At 67.0% G+C, this 17,004-nt stretch carries 13 protein-coding genes; 11 read left to right on the forward strand and 2 right to left on the reverse strand.

Going from position 1 to position 17,004, the window contains the following annotated elements:
- The first annotated feature begins 14 nt into the window (after positions 1–14).
- The 11 genes from ACW175_RS05980 (at position 15) to ACW175_RS06030 (ending at position 11,693) form a co-directional block, all read left to right on the forward strand.
- Positions 15–365, forward strand: a complete 351-nt coding sequence (locus ACW175_RS05980; protein WP_492103700.1) for a hypothetical protein — start codon at positions 15–17, stop codon at positions 363–365.
- Between the two features lie 75 nt (positions 366–440).
- Positions 441–2,255 (forward strand): PAS domain-containing hybrid sensor histidine kinase/response regulator, encoded by a 1,815-nt coding sequence (locus ACW175_RS05985; RefSeq protein WP_492103701.1) that lies wholly within the window; start codon positions 441–443, stop codon positions 2,253–2,255.
- Between the two features lie 160 nt (positions 2,256–2,415).
- On the forward strand, positions 2,416–2,742 hold the full coding sequence (locus ACW175_RS05990) for an STAS domain-containing protein (RefSeq protein ID WP_492103702.1): 327 nt from the start codon (positions 2,416–2,418) through the stop codon (positions 2,740–2,742).
- Positions 2,739–3,104, forward strand: a complete 366-nt coding sequence (locus ACW175_RS05995) for a response regulator (protein ID WP_099576301.1) — start codon at positions 2,739–2,741, stop codon at positions 3,102–3,104. The genes ACW175_RS05990 and ACW175_RS05995 overlap by 4 nt, the downstream gene beginning before the upstream one ends.
- Positions 3,101–5,068 carry a chemotaxis protein CheA gene (locus tag ACW175_RS06000; RefSeq protein WP_492103703.1) on the forward strand — a complete coding sequence of 656 codons (1,968 nt, stop codon included), beginning with the start codon at positions 3,101–3,103 and terminating at the stop codon, positions 5,066–5,068. Before ACW175_RS05995 ends, ACW175_RS06000 begins: the two co-directional genes overlap by 4 nt.
- Positions 5,069–5,079: 11 nt before the next feature.
- Positions 5,080–5,565: a chemotaxis protein CheW gene (locus ACW175_RS06005; RefSeq protein WP_492103704.1), complete on the forward strand. Its 486-nt coding sequence runs from the start codon at positions 5,080–5,082 to the stop codon at positions 5,563–5,565.
- A gap of 23 nt (positions 5,566–5,588) precedes the next feature.
- The gene (locus ACW175_RS06010; protein ID WP_492104907.1) at positions 5,589–7,274 is read left to right on the forward strand and encodes a methyl-accepting chemotaxis protein; all 1,686 of its coding nucleotides are present in this window, start codon (positions 5,589–5,591) and stop codon (positions 7,272–7,274) included.
- A 171-nt stretch (positions 7,275–7,445) separates the two neighbouring features.
- On the forward strand, positions 7,446–9,242 hold the full coding sequence (locus tag ACW175_RS06015) for a methyl-accepting chemotaxis protein (RefSeq protein WP_492103705.1): 1,797 nt from the start codon (positions 7,446–7,448) through the stop codon (positions 9,240–9,242).
- Complete coding sequence (locus tag ACW175_RS06020) at positions 9,242–9,727, forward strand: chemotaxis protein CheW (RefSeq protein WP_492103706.1); 486 nt, start codon at positions 9,242–9,244, stop codon at positions 9,725–9,727. The genes ACW175_RS06015 and ACW175_RS06020 overlap by 1 nt, the downstream gene beginning before the upstream one ends.
- A 12-nt stretch (positions 9,728–9,739) precedes the next feature.
- Entirely contained in the window at positions 9,740–10,597 is an 858-nt protein-coding gene (locus tag ACW175_RS06025; protein ID WP_492103707.1) for a CheR family methyltransferase, read from the forward strand.
- 4 nt (positions 10,598–10,601) lie between these two features.
- Positions 10,602–11,693, forward strand: a complete 1,092-nt coding sequence (locus ACW175_RS06030; protein ID WP_492103708.1) for a protein-glutamate methylesterase/protein-glutamine glutaminase — start codon at positions 10,602–10,604, stop codon at positions 11,691–11,693.
- A 195-nt stretch (positions 11,694–11,888) separates the two neighbouring features.
- On the opposite strand, the gene ACW175_RS06035 is transcribed toward ACW175_RS06030, so the two are convergent.
- On the reverse strand, positions 11,889–13,613 hold the full coding sequence (locus ACW175_RS06035; protein ID WP_492103709.1) for a methyl-accepting chemotaxis protein: 1,725 nt from the start codon (positions 13,611–13,613) through the stop codon (positions 11,889–11,891).
- A gap of 156 nt (positions 13,614–13,769) precedes the next feature.
- Positions 13,770–16,799: a TonB-dependent receptor domain-containing protein gene (locus tag ACW175_RS06040; RefSeq protein WP_492103710.1), complete on the reverse strand. Its 3,030-nt coding sequence runs from the start codon at positions 16,797–16,799 to the stop codon at positions 13,770–13,772.
- Positions 16,800–17,004 lie beyond the last annotated feature (205 nt).

Here is a 17,004-nt window from a genome sequence, read left to right on the forward strand (position 1 = left end):
ACCGGAGCCAAGACATGCTGGCCTTGCTGAGCCTCTTCGACAGCCCGATCTTTCGTCTGCTGGCGGAGATCCTCGCTGTGGCGCTGCTGCCGACGGTGGCGTTCCTGGTTCTGCGCCTGCTGGACGCCGAGGTCCGCCTGGCCCGGTCGCGGCAGGTCGCCGGCGACCTCTCCGCCGAGCGCGATCGAATCCTGGCCGAGCTGGCTCTTACCCGCGAGCGCCTGGCCGAGGCCCGCCAGGCGGCGGGGCGAGCCCAGGCCGAAGCCGCCGAGCGCGAAGTGCGCCTCAAGGCGCTGGCCAAGGTCCATCGCGAGCTCGGCGAGCGGCCGATGATCGTCGCCAGCTTCCGCGACGCCGGTGTGTGACAGGACGCCAACCCGACGTTAACGCCGATGGGCGTTATCTAGCCGAGCGTGGATTGGACCGCGCGGGGGCGGCGCTTGAACTGTCTTTGGAGCCTGGAACGGGACGGCCGCATTCAGCATATGGATGACGGCGCGGAAATTTGCTCCGGCGCCACTCTGGCCGAGTCGCGCGGCAAGCCCTGGCGAGACTACTGGCCCGAGCAAAATCGTTTCTCTGTCGACCGCGCCGTGGCCTCGGCCGCCCAGGGACGGGTCGCCCGCTTCCGCACCTTCGATGCTCGCGGCGGAGCGGCGCGCACCTATCAGGACACGACGGTCACACCGGTCTGTGACTCGGACGGCGCGGTCACCGCGCTGGTGGCCGTCTCGCACGATGTGACCGCCGAGGTCGAAGCCGAGGCGCTGATGCGCTCGGTCGTCCAGTCGCTGCCGTCACCGCTGACGGTGACATCGGCGCGGAGCCGGCGGTACGTCCTGTGGAACCGCGCGGCCGAAACCCTTTTCCGGGTCGACGCCGACGACGCCCTGGGGCGCACGCCCGAGGAACTGTTCGATCCCGACCTGGCCAAGGCGATCGTGGTCGATGATCCCGAGGCTCTGCGGACGGGAGAGACCCATATCGCAGCCGGCGTCGCCATGCCGCAAGCGCTGGGCGGCGGGGTATTCGACATCAAGTCGCTGGCCACCTTCGACGACCAGGGACCACGCCACGTCATCTGCCTGGGCGAGGAGATCACGGAGCGGCTTGAGCAGGCCAAGGCCCTGCGCGCGGCGCTGGACGCCGCCGAACGGGCCAGCCAGGCCAAGAGCGCCTTCCTGGCCAATATGAGCCACGAGGTCCGCACGCCGTTGCACGGCATCGTCGCCGGCGCCGACATACTGGCGCGCGCCGCCCTCGACCCGAAGGCGCGCGAGCTTGTCGACATGATCCGCGGCTCTGGCCGGACGCTGGAGCGCCTGCTCGATGACCTGTTGGACGTCGTGCAGATCGAGGGCGATCGTGTCCGCATCGTCGACGGACGCTTCCATCTCGGCGAGTTGCTGCGGTCAATCGCAGCTATGGCGCGGTTGAGCCTGGGGGAGGGCGACGTCAGCTTCTCGGTCGTCCTGCCGTCGGAGTTGGACGGCGAGCTGATCGGTGACGGTGTGCGTCTGGGCCAGGTGATCGGAAACCTGGTGCGCAACGCGGTCAAGTTCACCGAGCGCGGCGCGATCACGCTGACGGCGACTCCCGCGACTGGCGATCGCGTCCGCTTCGAGGTCGCCGACACCGGCATCGGGTTCGACGCGGCCGACAAGGCGCGGCTCTTCGAGCGCTTCCAGCAGGCCGACGCCTCGATCACCCGCCAATTCGGCGGTATGGGTCTGGGGTTGTCGATCTCTAGCGACCTGGTTTCGCTGATGGGCGGGGTTCTGGACTGCGAGAGCACGCCAGGCCACGGCGCGCGGTTCTGGTTCGAGCTTTCTCTGCCGTCCGCCGTGCCCGGCGGCGTGTGCGGATCCGCGCCGGCGGCTCAGGAGCGGGCGCTGAGGGTGCTGGTCGCCGACGACCATCCGGCCAATCGCCGTATCGTCGAGCTGATGTTGGCCGAGGCCGCGGAGGTCACCTGCGTCGAGAACGGCCTTGAGGCCGTGCGCGCCTACCTCGCCGAGCGGCCCGACGTGGTGCTGATGGACATGCAGATGCCGGTCATGGACGGTCTCTCGGCGGTCAGCGAGATTCGACGCCTGGAAGCGGTCGGCGGCCAGGAACGCCGGCCGATCTTCATGCTGACGGCCAATGCCGGCGACGAGCATGTCCGGGCCAGTCTGGCGGCCGGGGCGGATCGCCATCTTCAGAAGCCGATCACCGCGGCCAGCCTGTTCGGCGCCCTGCAGGCCGTGCTGTAGGCGAGCATCGTCTCGCGCGCGGGGAAACCTCGCGTTGCGGACAGTATGTCGCAGCCCTGTTGGTTGCTGAATTTACCCTAATTTAAGCCTGGCAGTAGCAATTTGTGTCGCAGGTATAGAACCGTCTGTCGGCGGGCTATATTTGCGTGCAGGGGTGAACATGTCAGGCGAACTTCAGAGTTCAGCTGTCCGTTTTTCGGATAACGTGACTATCTCAAATATTGCTAGCGCACGTGATATTTTGCTCGAGGCTTTCGAGCGCAACAAATCTATCACCATCGAAATCGACGGCCTCGAAGAGGCGGATCTGACCTTCATCCAACTGATCGAGTCCGCTCGGCGGTCCGCCGCGGAAGGTGGGTGTTCGATCCAGTTGCGAGAGCCCGCCCAAGGCGCGGTTCTGCAGGTCCTGCAGCGAGGCGGTTTCCTGAATCCCGACGACCGGGATCGGACGAACTTCTGGCTTCAAGGGGCGACTGAACAATGACCGCGATCCTAACCGTCGATGACTCGGCCTCCATTCGCGCGGCTATCAAGATCGCCCTGACCGGCGAAGGCTACGGCGTCACCGAGGCCGCGCACGGCGCCGAGGGGCTGGACAAGGCCTCGGCCGGCGGCTTCGACCTGATCGTCACCGACCTGAACATGCCCGTCATGGACGGCCTGACGATGATCCGGGAGCTGCGCCAGCGCCCCGCCGGCGCGGGCGTGCCGATCCTGTTCCTGACCACGGAATCCGACGCCGACGTCAAGGCTCAGGCCAAGGCGGCCGGCGCCACCGGTTGGCTGACCAAGCCCTTCGATCCAGAGCAACTCGTCCGCGTCGTCAAGAAGGTCCTCGCCAAATGAGCGGCCTGGATCCCATCGAGACGTTCCGCCAAGAGGCCCAAGAACTGCTGGAGCAGGTCGAGCAGGGCCTGCTGGATCTGGCGCGTCGTCCGGGGGATCGCGCGCTCATCGACACCATCTTCCGGGGCCTGCACACCCTGAAGGGCTCCGGGGCTATGTTCGGCTTCGACGCCCTGGCGGCCTTCACCCACCACTGCGAAACCGCTTTCGACCGAGTCCGCAAGGGCGAGGTCCCGGCCTCGCCGAGCCTGGTCTCGGCGGTCCTGGCCGCCCAGGACCACATGCGGGCGCTCGCCGAAGGATCGCCCGTCGTCGAGGGCGCCGGCGAGGCTTTGCTGGCCGACCTGCAGGCCGCCATCGACGGCGGCGAGACGGCGCCCACCGCCGCGCCGACCGAGCAGGGCCTGAACGTCTTCCGGATCCGCTTCAGCCTGCCGGCCGACGCCCTGATCAACGGCGCGCGCCCGCTGCCGCTGCTGGATGAACTGCGCGACCTGGGCGATGCCCGCGTGCGGGTCATCACCGACGACGTCCCACCGCTGGCCCAACTGGTCCCGGCCGAGTGCCGCCTGGCCTGGGAAGTCCTGCTGACCACCAAGCATGACCGGGACGCGATCGACGACGTCTTCATCTTCGTGATCGACGAGATGACGCTTGAGGTCGAGGACCTCACCGCGGCCGCTGTCGATTCGAAAGTCGACGCGCCGGCCGTCGCTGTCGACGCCGTTCACGAAGACGTCCCGACCGCGGCCAACGCCCCGGCCGATGCAGGCCGAGCGGCTTCAAAATCCGGGGACACGGTCCGCGTTCCCGCTGAGCGCCTTGACGAGATGATGGACCGCGTTGGCGAACTGGTCATCGCCCAGTCGCGTCTTAAGCAACTGGCCGCCTCGTCGTCCGACGTCGCCCTGCGCGCCGTGGCCGAGGAAATCGAACGCCTGGCCGGCGAGATGCGCGACACCATGATGGTTGTGCGTATGGTGCCGATCGCCCAGCTGTTCGGCCGCTTCCGTCGCCTGATCCACGATCTGGAACGCGACACCGGCAAACAGATCGAGCTGTCGACCGAAGGTGAGACCACCGAGCTGGACAAGACGGTGATCGAACGTCTGGCCGACCCGTTGATCCACCTGATCCGCAATTCCGCCGACCACGGTCTGGAAGGCGTCGAGCAGCGCGCCGCCGCCGGCAAGCCGACCGTCGGCAAGATCATGCTGGCCGCGCGCCAGTCGGGCGCCGAGGTGGTGATCACCATCACCGACGACGGCCGGGGCGTAGACCGCGACCGCGTCCGCGCCAAGGCCGAGGAGAACGGCCTGATCCAGCCGGGTCAGGTGCTGAACGACAACGAGCTGCTGCAGCTGATCTTCGCGCCCGGCTTCTCGACCGCGGCGGCGATCACCAATCTGTCGGGCCGCGGCGTCGGCATGGACGTGGTCAAGAAGACCATCGAAGGCCTGCGCGGTTCGATCGAGATCAGCAGCACGCCCGGTGAAGGCTCGGTGGTGTCGCTGCGCATTCCGCTGACCCTGGCCATCATCGACGGCCTGCTGATCCGTGTCGGCTCTGGCCGCTATGTGATCCCGCTGTCCACCGTCGAGGAATGCGTCGAGCTGACCCCGGTGCAGGACCTGCGCTCCACGGGGCGCAGCCTGATCACGCTTCGCGACGAGCTGGTGCCGTTCATCCGCCTGCGCGAGCAGTTCGCGACCGGGACCCTGCCCGACCCGCACCAGAAGATCGTCGTGGTCGCGACCGGCCAGGACCGCGTGGGCCTGGTCGTCGACCAGATCCTCGGCGACCACCAGACCGTGATCAAGCCGATGTCGGCCTTCCATCAGGACGTCGGCGCCTTCTCGGGCGCGACGATCATGGGCGACGGCGGCGTGGCCTTGATCCTGGACATCGCCGCCCTGGTCAGCCTGGGCCAACGTCACGACGCGCAAATGCGCGCGGCCGGGTGAGGGGAAAGACGATGACTCACGAAACCATCGAGGCCCTGACCTTCGACCTGCAGGGCGAGACCTTCGCCCTCGAGGCCGGCTATGTGCGCGAGGTCCTGGACCTGTTGCCCGAGACGCCGGTTCCCGGCGCCCCGCCGTTCGTCGGCGCCGTGATCAACTTTCGCGGCCGGGTGATCCCGCTCGTCGATCTTCGCATGGCCTTCGGCATGACCGTCGGCGAGACCACGATCGACAACCGCATCGTCGTCATCGAGCACCCGCTGGACGGGGAACCGACCTTGATCGGCCTGCGCGCGGACAAGGTTCACGAGGTGACCTCGATCACCGCCGACACCACCGAGGAGGTTCCGCGCGTCGGCATGCGCTGGCGGGCCGACTTCATCCGCCGCCTGGTTCGCCGCAACAACGACGTGATCGTGCTGCCAGACCTGGACCAGATCTTCGCCACCCGGGGGCAGTCGGCTCCCGTCACCACCCTCCACGCTGCTCAGCGTTGATCGTCCCGGAGTTCACCATGCGTATGACCATCAAGCTCCAGCTCGGCCTGGCCTTCGGGTTCGTGATCGTCCTGCTGCTTATCGGCAACGTCTTCGGCGTTACCAACCTGGGCAAGACGAACGCGGCTCTCAACGACATGGTCGACGGCCCGGCAGAGCGCCTGGAGGTCGCCCAGCAGCTGAACATCCACCTGCTGAACGCCGTGCGCGCCGAGAAGAACATGATCCTCGTCGGCTCGCCCGAGGAGGTGAACAAGCTGGAGGCGTCTGTCGAAAAGGAGCGCCAGGCGTTCGACGCCTTGCTGACCAAGGCCGAGGGTCTGGCCACGGCCGAGGGCAAGCCAAAGTGGCAGGCCCTCGGCGGCGCCTTCGATCAGATGATGGACATCCACGGCCGCGTATTGTCGCTGGCGCTGGCCGATAGCGACGCCGCCGCCACCGTCCTGTCGATGGGCGAGGGTCGCAAGGCCGTTGTCGAGGCCGGCGCCCGCGTGGAGGAACTGGTCGAGCTGTCGAAGGCCCAACTGGAAACCGCGACCGCCAAGGCTGACGCCGATTTCGCCACCACCCGCAACATGCTGATCGGCCTGTCGGTCATCTCGCTGCTCGGCGCGGTCGGCGCGGCGCTCTACATCTCGATGGCGGTCAGCAAGGGCCTGAACCGCGCCTCGGAGGCCGTCAGGATGGTGGCCGATGGCGACCTGACCCAGTCGGTCGAGATCACCACCCGCGACGAGATCGGCGACCTGCTGGGCCATGTGAACATCATGATCGAGCGCCTGCGTGGTGTGGTCGCCGACGCGATCTCTGCCTCGGAGAACGTCTCGGCCGGCAGCCAGGAGCTTTCGGCGACCTCGGAGCAGATGAGCCAGGGCGCCACCGAGCAGGCCTCGGCCGCCGAACAGGCCTCGGCCTCGATGGAGGAGATGTCGGCCAACATCAAGCAGAACGCCGACAACGCCGCCCAGACCGAGAAGATCGCCCGCCAGTCGGCCGTCGACGCCGAGACCTCGGGCATGGCCGTCAACAAGGCGGTCGATGCGATGCAGACGATCGCCGAGAAGATCACCATCGTCCAGGAGATCGCCCGCCAGACCGACCTGCTGGCCCTGAACGCCGCCGTCGAGGCCGCCCGCGCCGGCGAACATGGTCGCGGCTTCGCGGTCGTCGCCTCGGAAGTGCGCAAGCTGGCCGAGCGCAGCCAGACGGCCGCGTCCGAGATCAGCGCCGTGTCGTCCGACACCGTCAAGGCGGCCCAGTCCGCTGGCGAGATGCTGACCAGCCTGGTGCCGAACATCCGCAAGACCGCCGAACTGGTCGCCGAGATCAGCGCCGCCTGCCGCGAGCAGGACATCGGCTCCAGCCAGATCAACGAGGCCATCCAGCAGCTGGACAAGGTCACGCAGCAGAACGCCAGCGCCTCCGAAGAGATGTCCGCGACCTCGGAAGAGCTCGCCGCCCAGGCCGAGGAGCTGCAAGCGTCGATCTCCTACTTCCGTACCGACGCGCACGGCGGGCATCGCGCCCCCGTCCGCAAGGCCGCCCCGGCCAGGCGGCCGGCCCCGACCGGCGCGGTCCGCAAGCCCTCGGCCAAGCCGGCGGCCACCCGCCCGGTCGCCGCCCAGCAGGCCCGCGTGGCCGGCTTCGCGCTGGACCTGACCAACGGCGGACCTGACGCCGACGACGCTGATTTCAAGCAATACGCCTGATCCGTTCCTGAACTCACGGACCGGCGGCTTACCGAGCCGGTCCCGCCTTTCCACCCAGACCCAGTAACCAGCGTAGGCAACCTCCACCACACCTAGCGGACCGCGGCCAGTCCTCGGCGACCGTCATATTGATCTCATCTTTCAATCCTGAGCCGAAACAGGGGCTTCTCCATGCGTGCAACTATCAAGGTGAAACTGGCTGGCGCCTTCGCCACCGTCTTGCTGATCTTGGCGCTCATGGGCGTCGTCGGCATCATGAAGATGAGCTCGATAAACGATCAGTCGACGATCATTTCCGAGAACTGGCTGCCGAGTGTCGATGCGATCCGTAGTATCGATACGGCTACATCTGACTTACGGATCCAGCAATATGTCCACGTGGTCTCGACTGATCCCGCGACGATTGCCAATCAGGATCGAGAGATCACCTCGATGCTTGAGAAGATAAAGAAGCTTCGTGACAGGTACGAGAAGCTGATCTCCTCGACCCAGGAGCGCGATCTATATGGTCAGTTCTCCGAAAAATATGAAAGATATATTCAAGTTTCGGAACGTATGCTTGCCCTCTCGCGAGGCAATCAAAATGTCGCCGCTGTTCAGGCTATGAGTGACAACAAGGCACTGTACGACGACATGTCTGCAGACTTGGCGAAGTTGGTGAAGCTCAACATTGATGGCGGCGCGGCCGCCAGCGCCGAGGGCGACAAGGTATTCGCCGATGCACGGGCCTTGTTCATCGGACTGGTTGTCCTGGCGCTGGCCATCGGTTCGATCGCGGCCCTCTGGATTTCCAGGACCGTCACGATGGGCCTGCGCAAGGTCAGCGTGGCCATAGACGCGGTGGCGATCGGCGACCTGGAAAAGGACGTCGTGGTGACGACCAACGATGAGATCAAGGATCTGGTCGATACGGTCAACCGGATGACGGCGAACCTCCGCGAAACCGCGATGCTGGCGGACAAGGTCGCCGATGGCGATCTGACCGTTCGGCCCAAGCCCCTGTCGGACAAGGACACCCTCGGCCTGGCGCTGGAGCGCATGGTGGAACGCCTGCGCGGCGTGGTCGCCGACGCCATCGCCGCCGCCGATAACGTCTCGTCCGGCAGCCAGGAGCTTTCGGCGACCTCGGAGCAGATGAGCCAGGGCGCCACCGAGCAGGCCTCGGCCGCCGAACAGGCCTCGGCCTCGATGGAGGAGATGTCGGCCAACATCAAGCAGAACGCCGACAACGCCGCCCAGACCGAGAAGATCGCCCGCCAGTCGGCCGTCGACGCCGAGACCTCGGGCATGGCCGTCAACAAGGCGGTCGATGCGATGCAGACGATCGCCGAGAAGATCACCATCGTGCAGGAGATCGCCCGCCAGACCGACTTGCTGGCCCTGAACGCCGCCGTCGAGGCCGCCCGCGCCGGCGAGCATGGTCGCGGCTTCGCGGTCGTCGCCTCGGAAGTACGCAAGCTGGCCGAGCGGTCGCAAACCGCCGCGTCCGAGATCAGCGCCGTGTCGTCCGACACCGTCAAGGCGGCGCAGTCCGCCGGCGAGATGCTGACCAGCCTGGTGCCGAACATCCGCAAGACCGCCGAGCTGGTCTCCGAGATCAGCGCCGCCTGCCGCGAGCAGGACATCGGCTCCTCGCAGATCAACGAAGCCATCCAGCAACTGGACAAGGTCACCCAGCAGAACGCCAGCGCCTCGGAAGAAATGTCGGCGACCTCTGAAGAGCTCGCGGCTCAGGCCGAGGAGCTGCAGGCCTCGATCTCCTACTTCCGCACGGAAGCCGCCGACCGTTCGACGCAGCGTCGGCCCGCCCCGCGCCCCGTCGCCGCCAAGCGCTCCGCCACTCCGGCCGCGCGCAAGCCGGCGCGAAACACGGTGGTCGGCCAGCAGGCCCGCGTCGCCGGCTTCGCGCTTGACCTCACCAACGGAGGTCCCGACGACGCCGACGCCGATTTCAAGGAATATGCCTGATGAGCGGCTCGACTGAACAGTTCGTGACCCTGGGCCTGGGGGCCGAGGTCTTCGCGGTTCCCGTGGCCTATGTCCGCGAGATCCTGGACTACGCCAAGCCGTTCGGGATCCCCGACGGTCCGGCCTATCTGCTGGGCCTGACCGACGTGCGCGGTCGCGGCGCGCCGACCCTGGACCTGCGTCTGAAGCTGGGCCTCCCCGCCGTGCCGCCCGACGGCGCGACGCGGATCCTGGTGGTCGATGTGCCGGTCGAGGACCGTACCTTGTCGCTGGGCCTTGTCGCCGATCGGGTGATCGAGGTGATCTCGTTCGCGGAAAGCCAGATCGAGGCCTCGCCGGACATCGGCGTGCCGTGGCGTTCGGACTACATCCGCGGCGTCGTGCGCCGCGACGCCGCCTCGGGCAAGGGGGGCTTCGTGGTCATCTTCGATCTCGCCCGCCTGTTGACCAGCCAGGACGCCGCCTACATCGCTCAAGCCGCCTGATCGGATCCCTTAGTGTCGCAAGCCGCGCTCGCACTCCAACCTGTCACGATCAGCGAACCGCTCAGCGCCCGCAACTTCACGCGGCTGGCCGAGTTCATCCACGGCTACAGCGGCATCAAGATGCCGTCGAACAAGAAGACCATGCTGGAAGGGCGCCTGCGCCGCCGGATGCGGGTCAATCGCTTCGAAAACGTCAATGACTATTGCCGCTTCCTGTTCGAGGACGGCGGCTTGGAAACCGAGACGATCCACCTGATCGACGCGGTGACGACCAACAAGACCGAGTTCTTCCGCGAGCCGGTGCACTTCGACTTCATGGAAAAGACGGTCCTGCCCCAGTTGGCCAAGACCCGCCGGCACTTCCGTGTCTGGAGCGCGGCGGCCTCGACCGGGGCGGAGCCCTACACCCTGGCCATGGTGCTGGACGAGTTCTGTTCCGGGCGGCGCGGACTGGACTATTCCATCCTGGGCACGGACATTTGCACCGAGGTGCTGCAGCAGGCGATCGCCGGCCGCTTCGTGGAGTCGATGATCCAGCCGGTCTCGATGTCCCGCCGCCAGCGGTACGTGATGCGGGCCAAGGACGCCTCGCGCGGCGAGGTGCGGATCGTTCCCGAACTGCGCAGCAAGGTTGCGTACGGCCGTCTGAACTTGATGGACGAGAGCTATCCCGTCGAACAGCAGATGGACATCATCTTCTGTCGTAACATCCTGATCTATTTCGACAAACCTACCCAGGCCAAGGTACTGGAGCGGCTGTGCCGCCACCTGGCGCCCGACGGCTATCTGTTCCTGGGTCACTCCGAATCCATCGTGGGCATTGATCTGCCGCTGCGGCAGATCGCCAACACCGTCTTCCAGAAGGGCTAGGCCCTTGGCCCGCAAGATTCGCGTCCTGATCATCGACGATTCCGCCACCGTCCGGCAGACCCTGTCGGCCGTCCTGGAGTCCGACCCTCAGATCGAGGTGATCGGCGTCGCCTCCGACCCTTTCGTGGCCGCCAGGCGAATCCGCGACGATATCCCCGATGTCATCACCCTGGACGTCGAGATGCCGCGCATGGACGGCATCACCTTCCTGCGCAAGCTGATGAGCCAGCATCCGATCCCGGTGGTCATGTGCTCGTCGCTTATCGAGGCCGGCTCGGAGACCCTGCTGCAGGCCCTGGAGGCTGGCGCGGTCGATATCGTGCTGAAGCCGAAAATCGGGGTCGCCGATGCTCTGATGGAGTCGCGGATCCGCATCTGCGACGCGGTGAAGGCGGCCGCCAGCGCTCGCGTGGCTGGTGCTCGACGCCCCCCGGTCGCCGTGTCGCGTCCGATCCACGAGCCCGAGAAGAAGCTGACCGCCGACGCCATGCTGCCCCCGCCCTCGGGGAGAGCCATGGCCAAGACGACCGAGGCCATTGTCTGCATCGGGGCCTCGACCGGCGGCACCGAAGCCCTGCGCGCGGTGCTGGAGGACCTGCCGCCGGATTCGCCGGGCATCGTCATCGTTCAGCACATGCCCGAGAAGTTCACCGCCTCCTTCGCCAAGCGGCTGGACAGCCTGTGCGCCGTCTCCGTCAAGGAGGCCGAGGACGGCGACACCGTGCTGCGCGGCCGGGTGCTGATCGCGCCTGGCAACAAGCACACGATCCTCGAGCGCAGCGGCGCCCGCTACTACGTCACGGTCAAGGACGGTCCGCTGGTGACCCGCCACCGGCCCTCGGTGGACGTGCTTTTCCGCTCGGCCGCGCGCTCGGCCGGCTCCAACGCCGTGGGCGTGATCATGACGGGCATGGGCGACGACGGCGCGCGCGGCATGAACGAGATGAAGCAGGCCGGCGCCTATACGATCGCCCAGGACGAGGCGACCTCGGTGGTGTTTGGCATGCCCAAGGAAGCCATCGCGCTGGGCTGCGTCGACCGCGTCGCGCCGCTGCACGCGCTGGCCAAGGAAATCCTGAAGGCTTCGAGCCGGTAACGCCGCTCGAAGTTCAGATATCCAGCTGAACTTCCCTCCCGCCCGTGTGGCGGGAATTCGTAGTTTAGCCGACACGTGAGGCGCATTGGCGGGCTAGCCCGCCTCACCCACGCCCTTGCGGCCAAGAGGGAGGTTCCCGCCACCCGGGCGGGAATGACGGGAGTATTTGGGGGGAGGGAGCTCTAGGAAGGTGGCCTAGAACAGCAGGTCGTCGTCCTCGACGGCTTCAGCTTCCGCCGGCCCTTCGATCGCCGCAACGTCAAGTCCGTCCGTGAGCGCGGCATGGACTTCGCGTTCCTGGGCCATGGTGTAGCAGCGGGCCAGGTCGGCCAGCAGCGGCGACAGCGCGCTCATAAGGTCGTCGACGTGAACATCGCCGGATAGGCTCTCCAGTTCAGCGACGGCCAGGTCGAGATGGTCGCCGACCTGCCGTTTGAAGTCGAAACGGGCTGCGGCGCGGCGGAGCATCTCGACGACGTCGGCCCCCTGGCGGGCCGCGTCGACAAGGTCGCCTTCGACGGCGTCGCCGGTCTTGCGGATGCGGCCGACAGCGTCGCGCAGGGCGTGGGCCGCGCCGGCCGCGCCATCCTGGCCCTCGGCGGAAGGCTGGGCGTCGGCCGAAGCGGAGAGCGATTTCAGAGCCGTCAGGGTGCGGGCGGCCGAGGTTTCCAGATGGCCGGCATGGGCGCGCAGCTCGACGGCGATGACGCCCAGGGGCTTGCCTGTGTCGCCGATCCGCGAGCACTTCAGCGTGGTGTTCAGCGCCATCATCTGCACGTCGGCGCGCATGTTCTGGATGGCTTCGATCTGGGCGGCGAGCTCTCGGGCCGAACTGGCGGCCGATCGGCTGACCGTCTCGGCCTGCCGGGCGCCGGCGTCGATGTCGTCGACCAGGGCAAAGGCTTCGCCGACGCTGGTTTCCAGGCCGCGCAGGAAGCTGCCGTCCTTCTCGGAACCCCCTTGGGCGTGGTCGCGCAGGCGCAGGATCTCGCTGGCGTCGCCGGCGATGGCGGCGACGCTCTGACCGATACGCGAGACGTCGCGGTGGAAGTCCTCGATCGTGGCCTTTAGCTGGGCGGCCAGCAGACGATGCACGAAGGCGTCCAGCCGCTCGCGCGCCTCCGCGGAGAAGGCGCGGGCCGGGGCCGAGGTCCGCAGCAGCGTCAGGCCGTGCTGGACGTGCTCGATGCGCTGGCGGGTGATGTCGCCGATCTGCAGGGCGGCCAGGGCCGAGCCGATCTTCTTGCGGACGTCGCGGACCAGTTCGCCCACGCGGGTGGTGATCTGGGCGATCTTGGCCTGATGGTCGGCGATGGCGGCGGTCTGGCTGACCAGGGCGTCGGGCACGGCCGGAAGCAGGCCGTCGCAGCGGCGGCGCAGCTCGTCCTCGTGGCCCAAGGCCGCGCGCAGGGCGCCGTCCATGCTGGAGAGATCGTTGCGGAAGGTGTCCAGTTGGGTGCGGCCCAGCTCGATGCAGTCGCAAATCTCCTGGGCGAAGATCGCGAACTCCGGACCGGCGGCGGCGATGCCCCCCGAGGTGATCTTGATGTTGACGCCGAAGACCCGGAGGTAGGCCAGGTGCTGGCGCATGTCCTCGATGCAGGTGGTCAGGGCGTCGCCGGCGCTGACCAAGGCGCCCAGGCGGTCGCGGCGCGCGTGCAGGGTCGTGGGCAATTCCCGCAACTGGTTGGAGGCTTCGCCCAACTGGCGGGTCGCGGCGGCGACTTCCTGGCCTTCCAGGCCCTCGCGCATCCGGTCCAGAGCGGTGATCAGGGCGCTGGTCCCGTCCACGACCTGCGAAAGGACGTCGCCGACCTCGACGAAGCGGCCTTCGATCGCGCCACGCGCGGTTTCGAGGCGCGCGTGAGCCCCGCCGTCACCCGCGTGGGAAGCCGAAAACGCCGGGGATGAAAGGGCCATGAGCTCGCCGTGTGAACCGTGGCCGGCACCTTCCGCCACAATGTGCGAATTTGGCGTAAAGGCCCGCAATGGTGGCAATTTGTCGCCCCCGGAAAGAAGGACGGCGGACAGCCAGAAGCCGCCCGCCGCGAGAGTGGGGAACAGGGAGCGCCGTACCTAGAAGGCCTTCTTGACGCCCAGCTCGATGGTCCGGCCCAAGGGATTACCGGTCCAGGGGTCGTAGCCGAACTCTTCCTGGGCCGGCGGCGGATCGCGATCGAAGATGTTCGCGACCGTCGCGGTCAGGGCCATGTCCTCGCCCAGCTGCAAACGATAGGTGAAGTCGGTCGTCACCCAGGCCTTGCCGTTCTCGCCGTACTGGACGCCAGCCCGCTCATCGACGACGGCCGAGACGTAGTTGACGCCCAGGCGGAAGTTCTGGCGGCCGAGGCCATAGTTGACGCCGAGATTGGCGCGCAGCTTGGGGGCGGCCTGGGCGAAGGTGGCGAAGTTCAGCGTGCCCAGGCGGTCGTCGCCGGTGGAGATGGTCACGCCGTCCAGGGTCGTCGGACCGGTCTTCAGCTCGGTGACGCGGGTGGCGGTGAGGTTGACGTCGAGATCGCCGGGGCCGACCGGCAGACCGTAATTGGCCTGGATGTCGAAGCCCTTCGTCGTCTGGCCCGGGCCGTTGCCGTAGCGGGTCGAGACGGCCGAGAAGGTCCCGACCCCGCTCATGCCGACCGCGCAGCCGCTGTTGAAGGTGATGCGGGCCAGCAGAGGCTGCTTGGCGGCATCGCATGTGGTGATCGTGCCGCCGGCGCCGTTGAACACCAGGCTGGCGATCTGGTTCGGGTCGGCGACCTGACCGATCTGGTCCTTCGTCCGGATGTCGAAGTGGTCGACGATCAGGCGGAACTTGTGATCGTCGCGGAAGCCCCTGCTTGCCCAGATCGCGCCGATATTGGCGGTCTTGGCGGTCTCGGGCTTGAGGTTGGCGTCGGTGACGAACTGCGCCGCCAGCCAGTTGCTGGCCGCCACCGTATAGGTGCGCGCGGCGACCGTTATGGCGCCCGGCGTCACGCCCAAGGGCGGGGTCTGGTAGTTGGTGCCGTAAGAGCCACGCAGGGTCAGCGGACCCCAGACCTTCCACTTGCCCGACACCTTGTAGACGGTGGCGCCGAGGTCGTTGGAGAACCTCTCCTTGCGGGCCGCCAGCTGGATGTCGACGGTCGAGAATAGCGGAATCTGCAGCTCGCCGAACAGCGAGTACTGGCTCTGGTCGGCCTGGGCCGGCAGGGTCGGCGCGAACAGGACGAACGGCCCCGGTGCGTCCGGCGTGCAGCCGCGGAAGTTAGGGTCGTTGGTCGGGAGGGGATTGGCCGGAAGGTTCGGCGAGCCCGGGCCATTGGCGCTGGTCGTACCGGCCGGCCACTCGCACTGCACCGTACCATTGTTGAAGGGGCTGGAGACGATCTGGCGGCTCTCGAACGAGCGGTACTGGGCGCCCAAGGCCCAGCCCACCTCACCGCCCGGCAGCTTGAGGCCCGACAGCCCGTTGAACACCAGGTCGGCGGTGAAGTTGTTGGACTTGGTCTCGACGGCGCGCGGATCGAACATCCAGAGGGACAGGTCCTCGGGGTTCTCGTGGCCGGCGATGTAGTTCGGGTTGGCCAGGCCGCGCACCGGCTGACCCTTGAACGAACTGGAGAAGGGGTTCCAATACTGGCAGCCGTTCTTGCCGGCGGCGGCCGCGTTCTGGGTGCCGAAGCGGGTCGGATCCAGGTCGACGGCGTGGCAGTTCGATCCGCCGAAGCCGTTTAGCGCCTCCTGCAGGCGATAGCCGATCGTGTCGGCGTGGGTGTTGTAGTTGTAGGCGTCGTTATAGGTCAGGGCGAAGTCGTAGCCGACCGCCTTGGCGAACGGCGCGAGGTCTCCGAGGTCGCCGGTGATCCCGGCCGAGACGCGCCAGACCTTGTTGTCGATCTTGTCGGCCACGCCGAAGCCGTCGCCGCCGGAATAGTACGGATTGCCGCCGTGGCCGAAGAGCCGGTAGGTGATCGGCGTGAAGCCCGAGGCCCCGACGATGCCGTTCTTGGCGGCGAACTCGGCCGCGAACGGGTTGCTGATCGGCACGTAGAACTGGTTGACGGCGCCGGTCGTCAGGGCAGGGCCGCGAGACACAGGCTGGGCCGGCGAGCCCATCACCTGCGGTAAGGTCACGCGCCCGTAGGAAGCATCCATGTGGAACTTCATGCTGTCGGTGATCTGGGCCTTCAGCTGAGCGTAGAGCCGATAGGTGTCTTGGTTCTCCACCAGCCGGTAGTACGGGATGTAGTTATAGGCGCAGGTGTAGGCGTTGTCGTAGCGCCCCCCTACGGCCGCGCAGCTCTGCGGCGTGAAGTCGGAGACGATGCCGCCCAGGTTCGCGCCCCACTCGCCGGTGTCCGTGGCGGTGGGAACCGCGGGCAAAGGGCCGCGCGGCTGCCAGCCCGTCAGGTTGGTCAGCGTCGACCACGGGGCGGGGTTGTAGCCCGTACCCGGGGTCAGCGAGGCCTTGGTGAAGTCGCGTTCCAGCGTGTTCAGGCGTGAGCGGTGCTCGTATTCGGCCGAGACCAGCAGGTTGACGCGGTCCTCGCCGATCCCGCCCATCACGCCGACCGAATAGTCGCCTTTCGAGCCCTTGATGTGCTTGTACTGGGCCTGGGCCTGCATGCCGACATAGTGGTCCAGGGTGATGAAGTTGACGACACCGCCGGTGGCGTCGGCGCCGTAGATCACCGCCGCGCCGTCCTTGAGGATCTCGGTGCGGGCCAGGGCGATCGAGGGGACGTTGGCGGTGTTCTGGTTCATTCGCCGGCCGTTCAGCAGGACCAGCGTCTTGTCGGCCCCCAGGCCGCGCAGGTTGTAGTTCACCGAGCCGACCAGGGCCGGGCCGCCGAAATAGTAGGACTCGCCTGTCGTCGGGCCCGAGATGGTCAAGCTCTTGGCGAACTCCAGCGCCGTCGGCGAGCCCTGCTTCTCCAGCTGTTCCTGGGAATAGACCTCCACGGGGAGGGCGGCGTCCAGCGCCGAACCCCGGATGTTGGAGCCGGTGACGATGATCTCCTCGACCTGGGTGGAGGGATCGTTGGTCGTCTTTTCCTGACTCCGGGCCTGGCCCGCAAGGCCGGCGATCCCGATCAGCAGCGCGACTCCCGACGCGCTCATAAGCCCAATTCTCATGTGGCGAACCCTCCCGTTGAACGAGTCTCTAACGCTCATTCTCACAAGAGTGAGTATTGTAGCGCCACTTCGGTCTCGTCAATGATCATTGTTCGCTGACCTGCAAGCGGGGACGTGGACGCGGCGATTGCCGTTACGGGAACGATTGACAGGGGCGCGCCGCGCCGACTACGCGGCGAACGGTAGGACC

The sequence above is a fragment of the Caulobacter sp. FV1ye6ST genome (assembly GCF_058681225.1).

What these genes read in the sequence shown, in the direction of transcription:
- ACW175_RS05980 (WP_492103700.1), top strand. Translation starts at nt 15, where the DNA reads ATGCTGGCCTTGCTGAGCCTCTTCGACAGCCCGATCTTTCGTCTGCTG.
- ACW175_RS05990 (WP_492103702.1), top strand. Translation starts at nt 2,416, where the DNA reads ATGTCAGGCGAACTTCAGAGTTCAGCTGTCCGTTTTTCGGATAACGTG.
- ACW175_RS05995 (WP_099576301.1), top strand. Translation starts at nt 2,739, where the DNA reads ATGACCGCGATCCTAACCGTCGATGACTCGGCCTCCATTCGCGCGGCT.
- ACW175_RS06000 (WP_492103703.1), top strand. Translation starts at nt 3,101, where the DNA reads ATGAGCGGCCTGGATCCCATCGAGACGTTCCGCCAAGAGGCCCAAGAA.
- ACW175_RS06005 (WP_492103704.1), top strand. Translation starts at nt 5,080, where the DNA reads ATGACTCACGAAACCATCGAGGCCCTGACCTTCGACCTGCAGGGCGAG.
- ACW175_RS06010 (WP_492104907.1), top strand. Translation starts at nt 5,589, where the DNA reads ATGACCATCAAGCTCCAGCTCGGCCTGGCCTTCGGGTTCGTGATCGTC.
- ACW175_RS06015 (WP_492103705.1), top strand. Translation starts at nt 7,446, where the DNA reads ATGCGTGCAACTATCAAGGTGAAACTGGCTGGCGCCTTCGCCACCGTC.
- ACW175_RS06020 (WP_492103706.1), top strand. Translation starts at nt 9,242, where the DNA reads ATGAGCGGCTCGACTGAACAGTTCGTGACCCTGGGCCTGGGGGCCGAG.
- ACW175_RS06035 (WP_492103709.1), bottom strand. Translation starts at nt 13,613, where the DNA reads ATGGCCCTTTCATCCCCGGCGTTTTCGGCTTCCCACGCGGGTGACGGC.
- ACW175_RS06040 (WP_492103710.1), bottom strand. Translation starts at nt 16,799, where the DNA reads ATGAGCGCGTCGGGAGTCGCGCTGCTGATCGGGATCGCCGGCCTTGCG.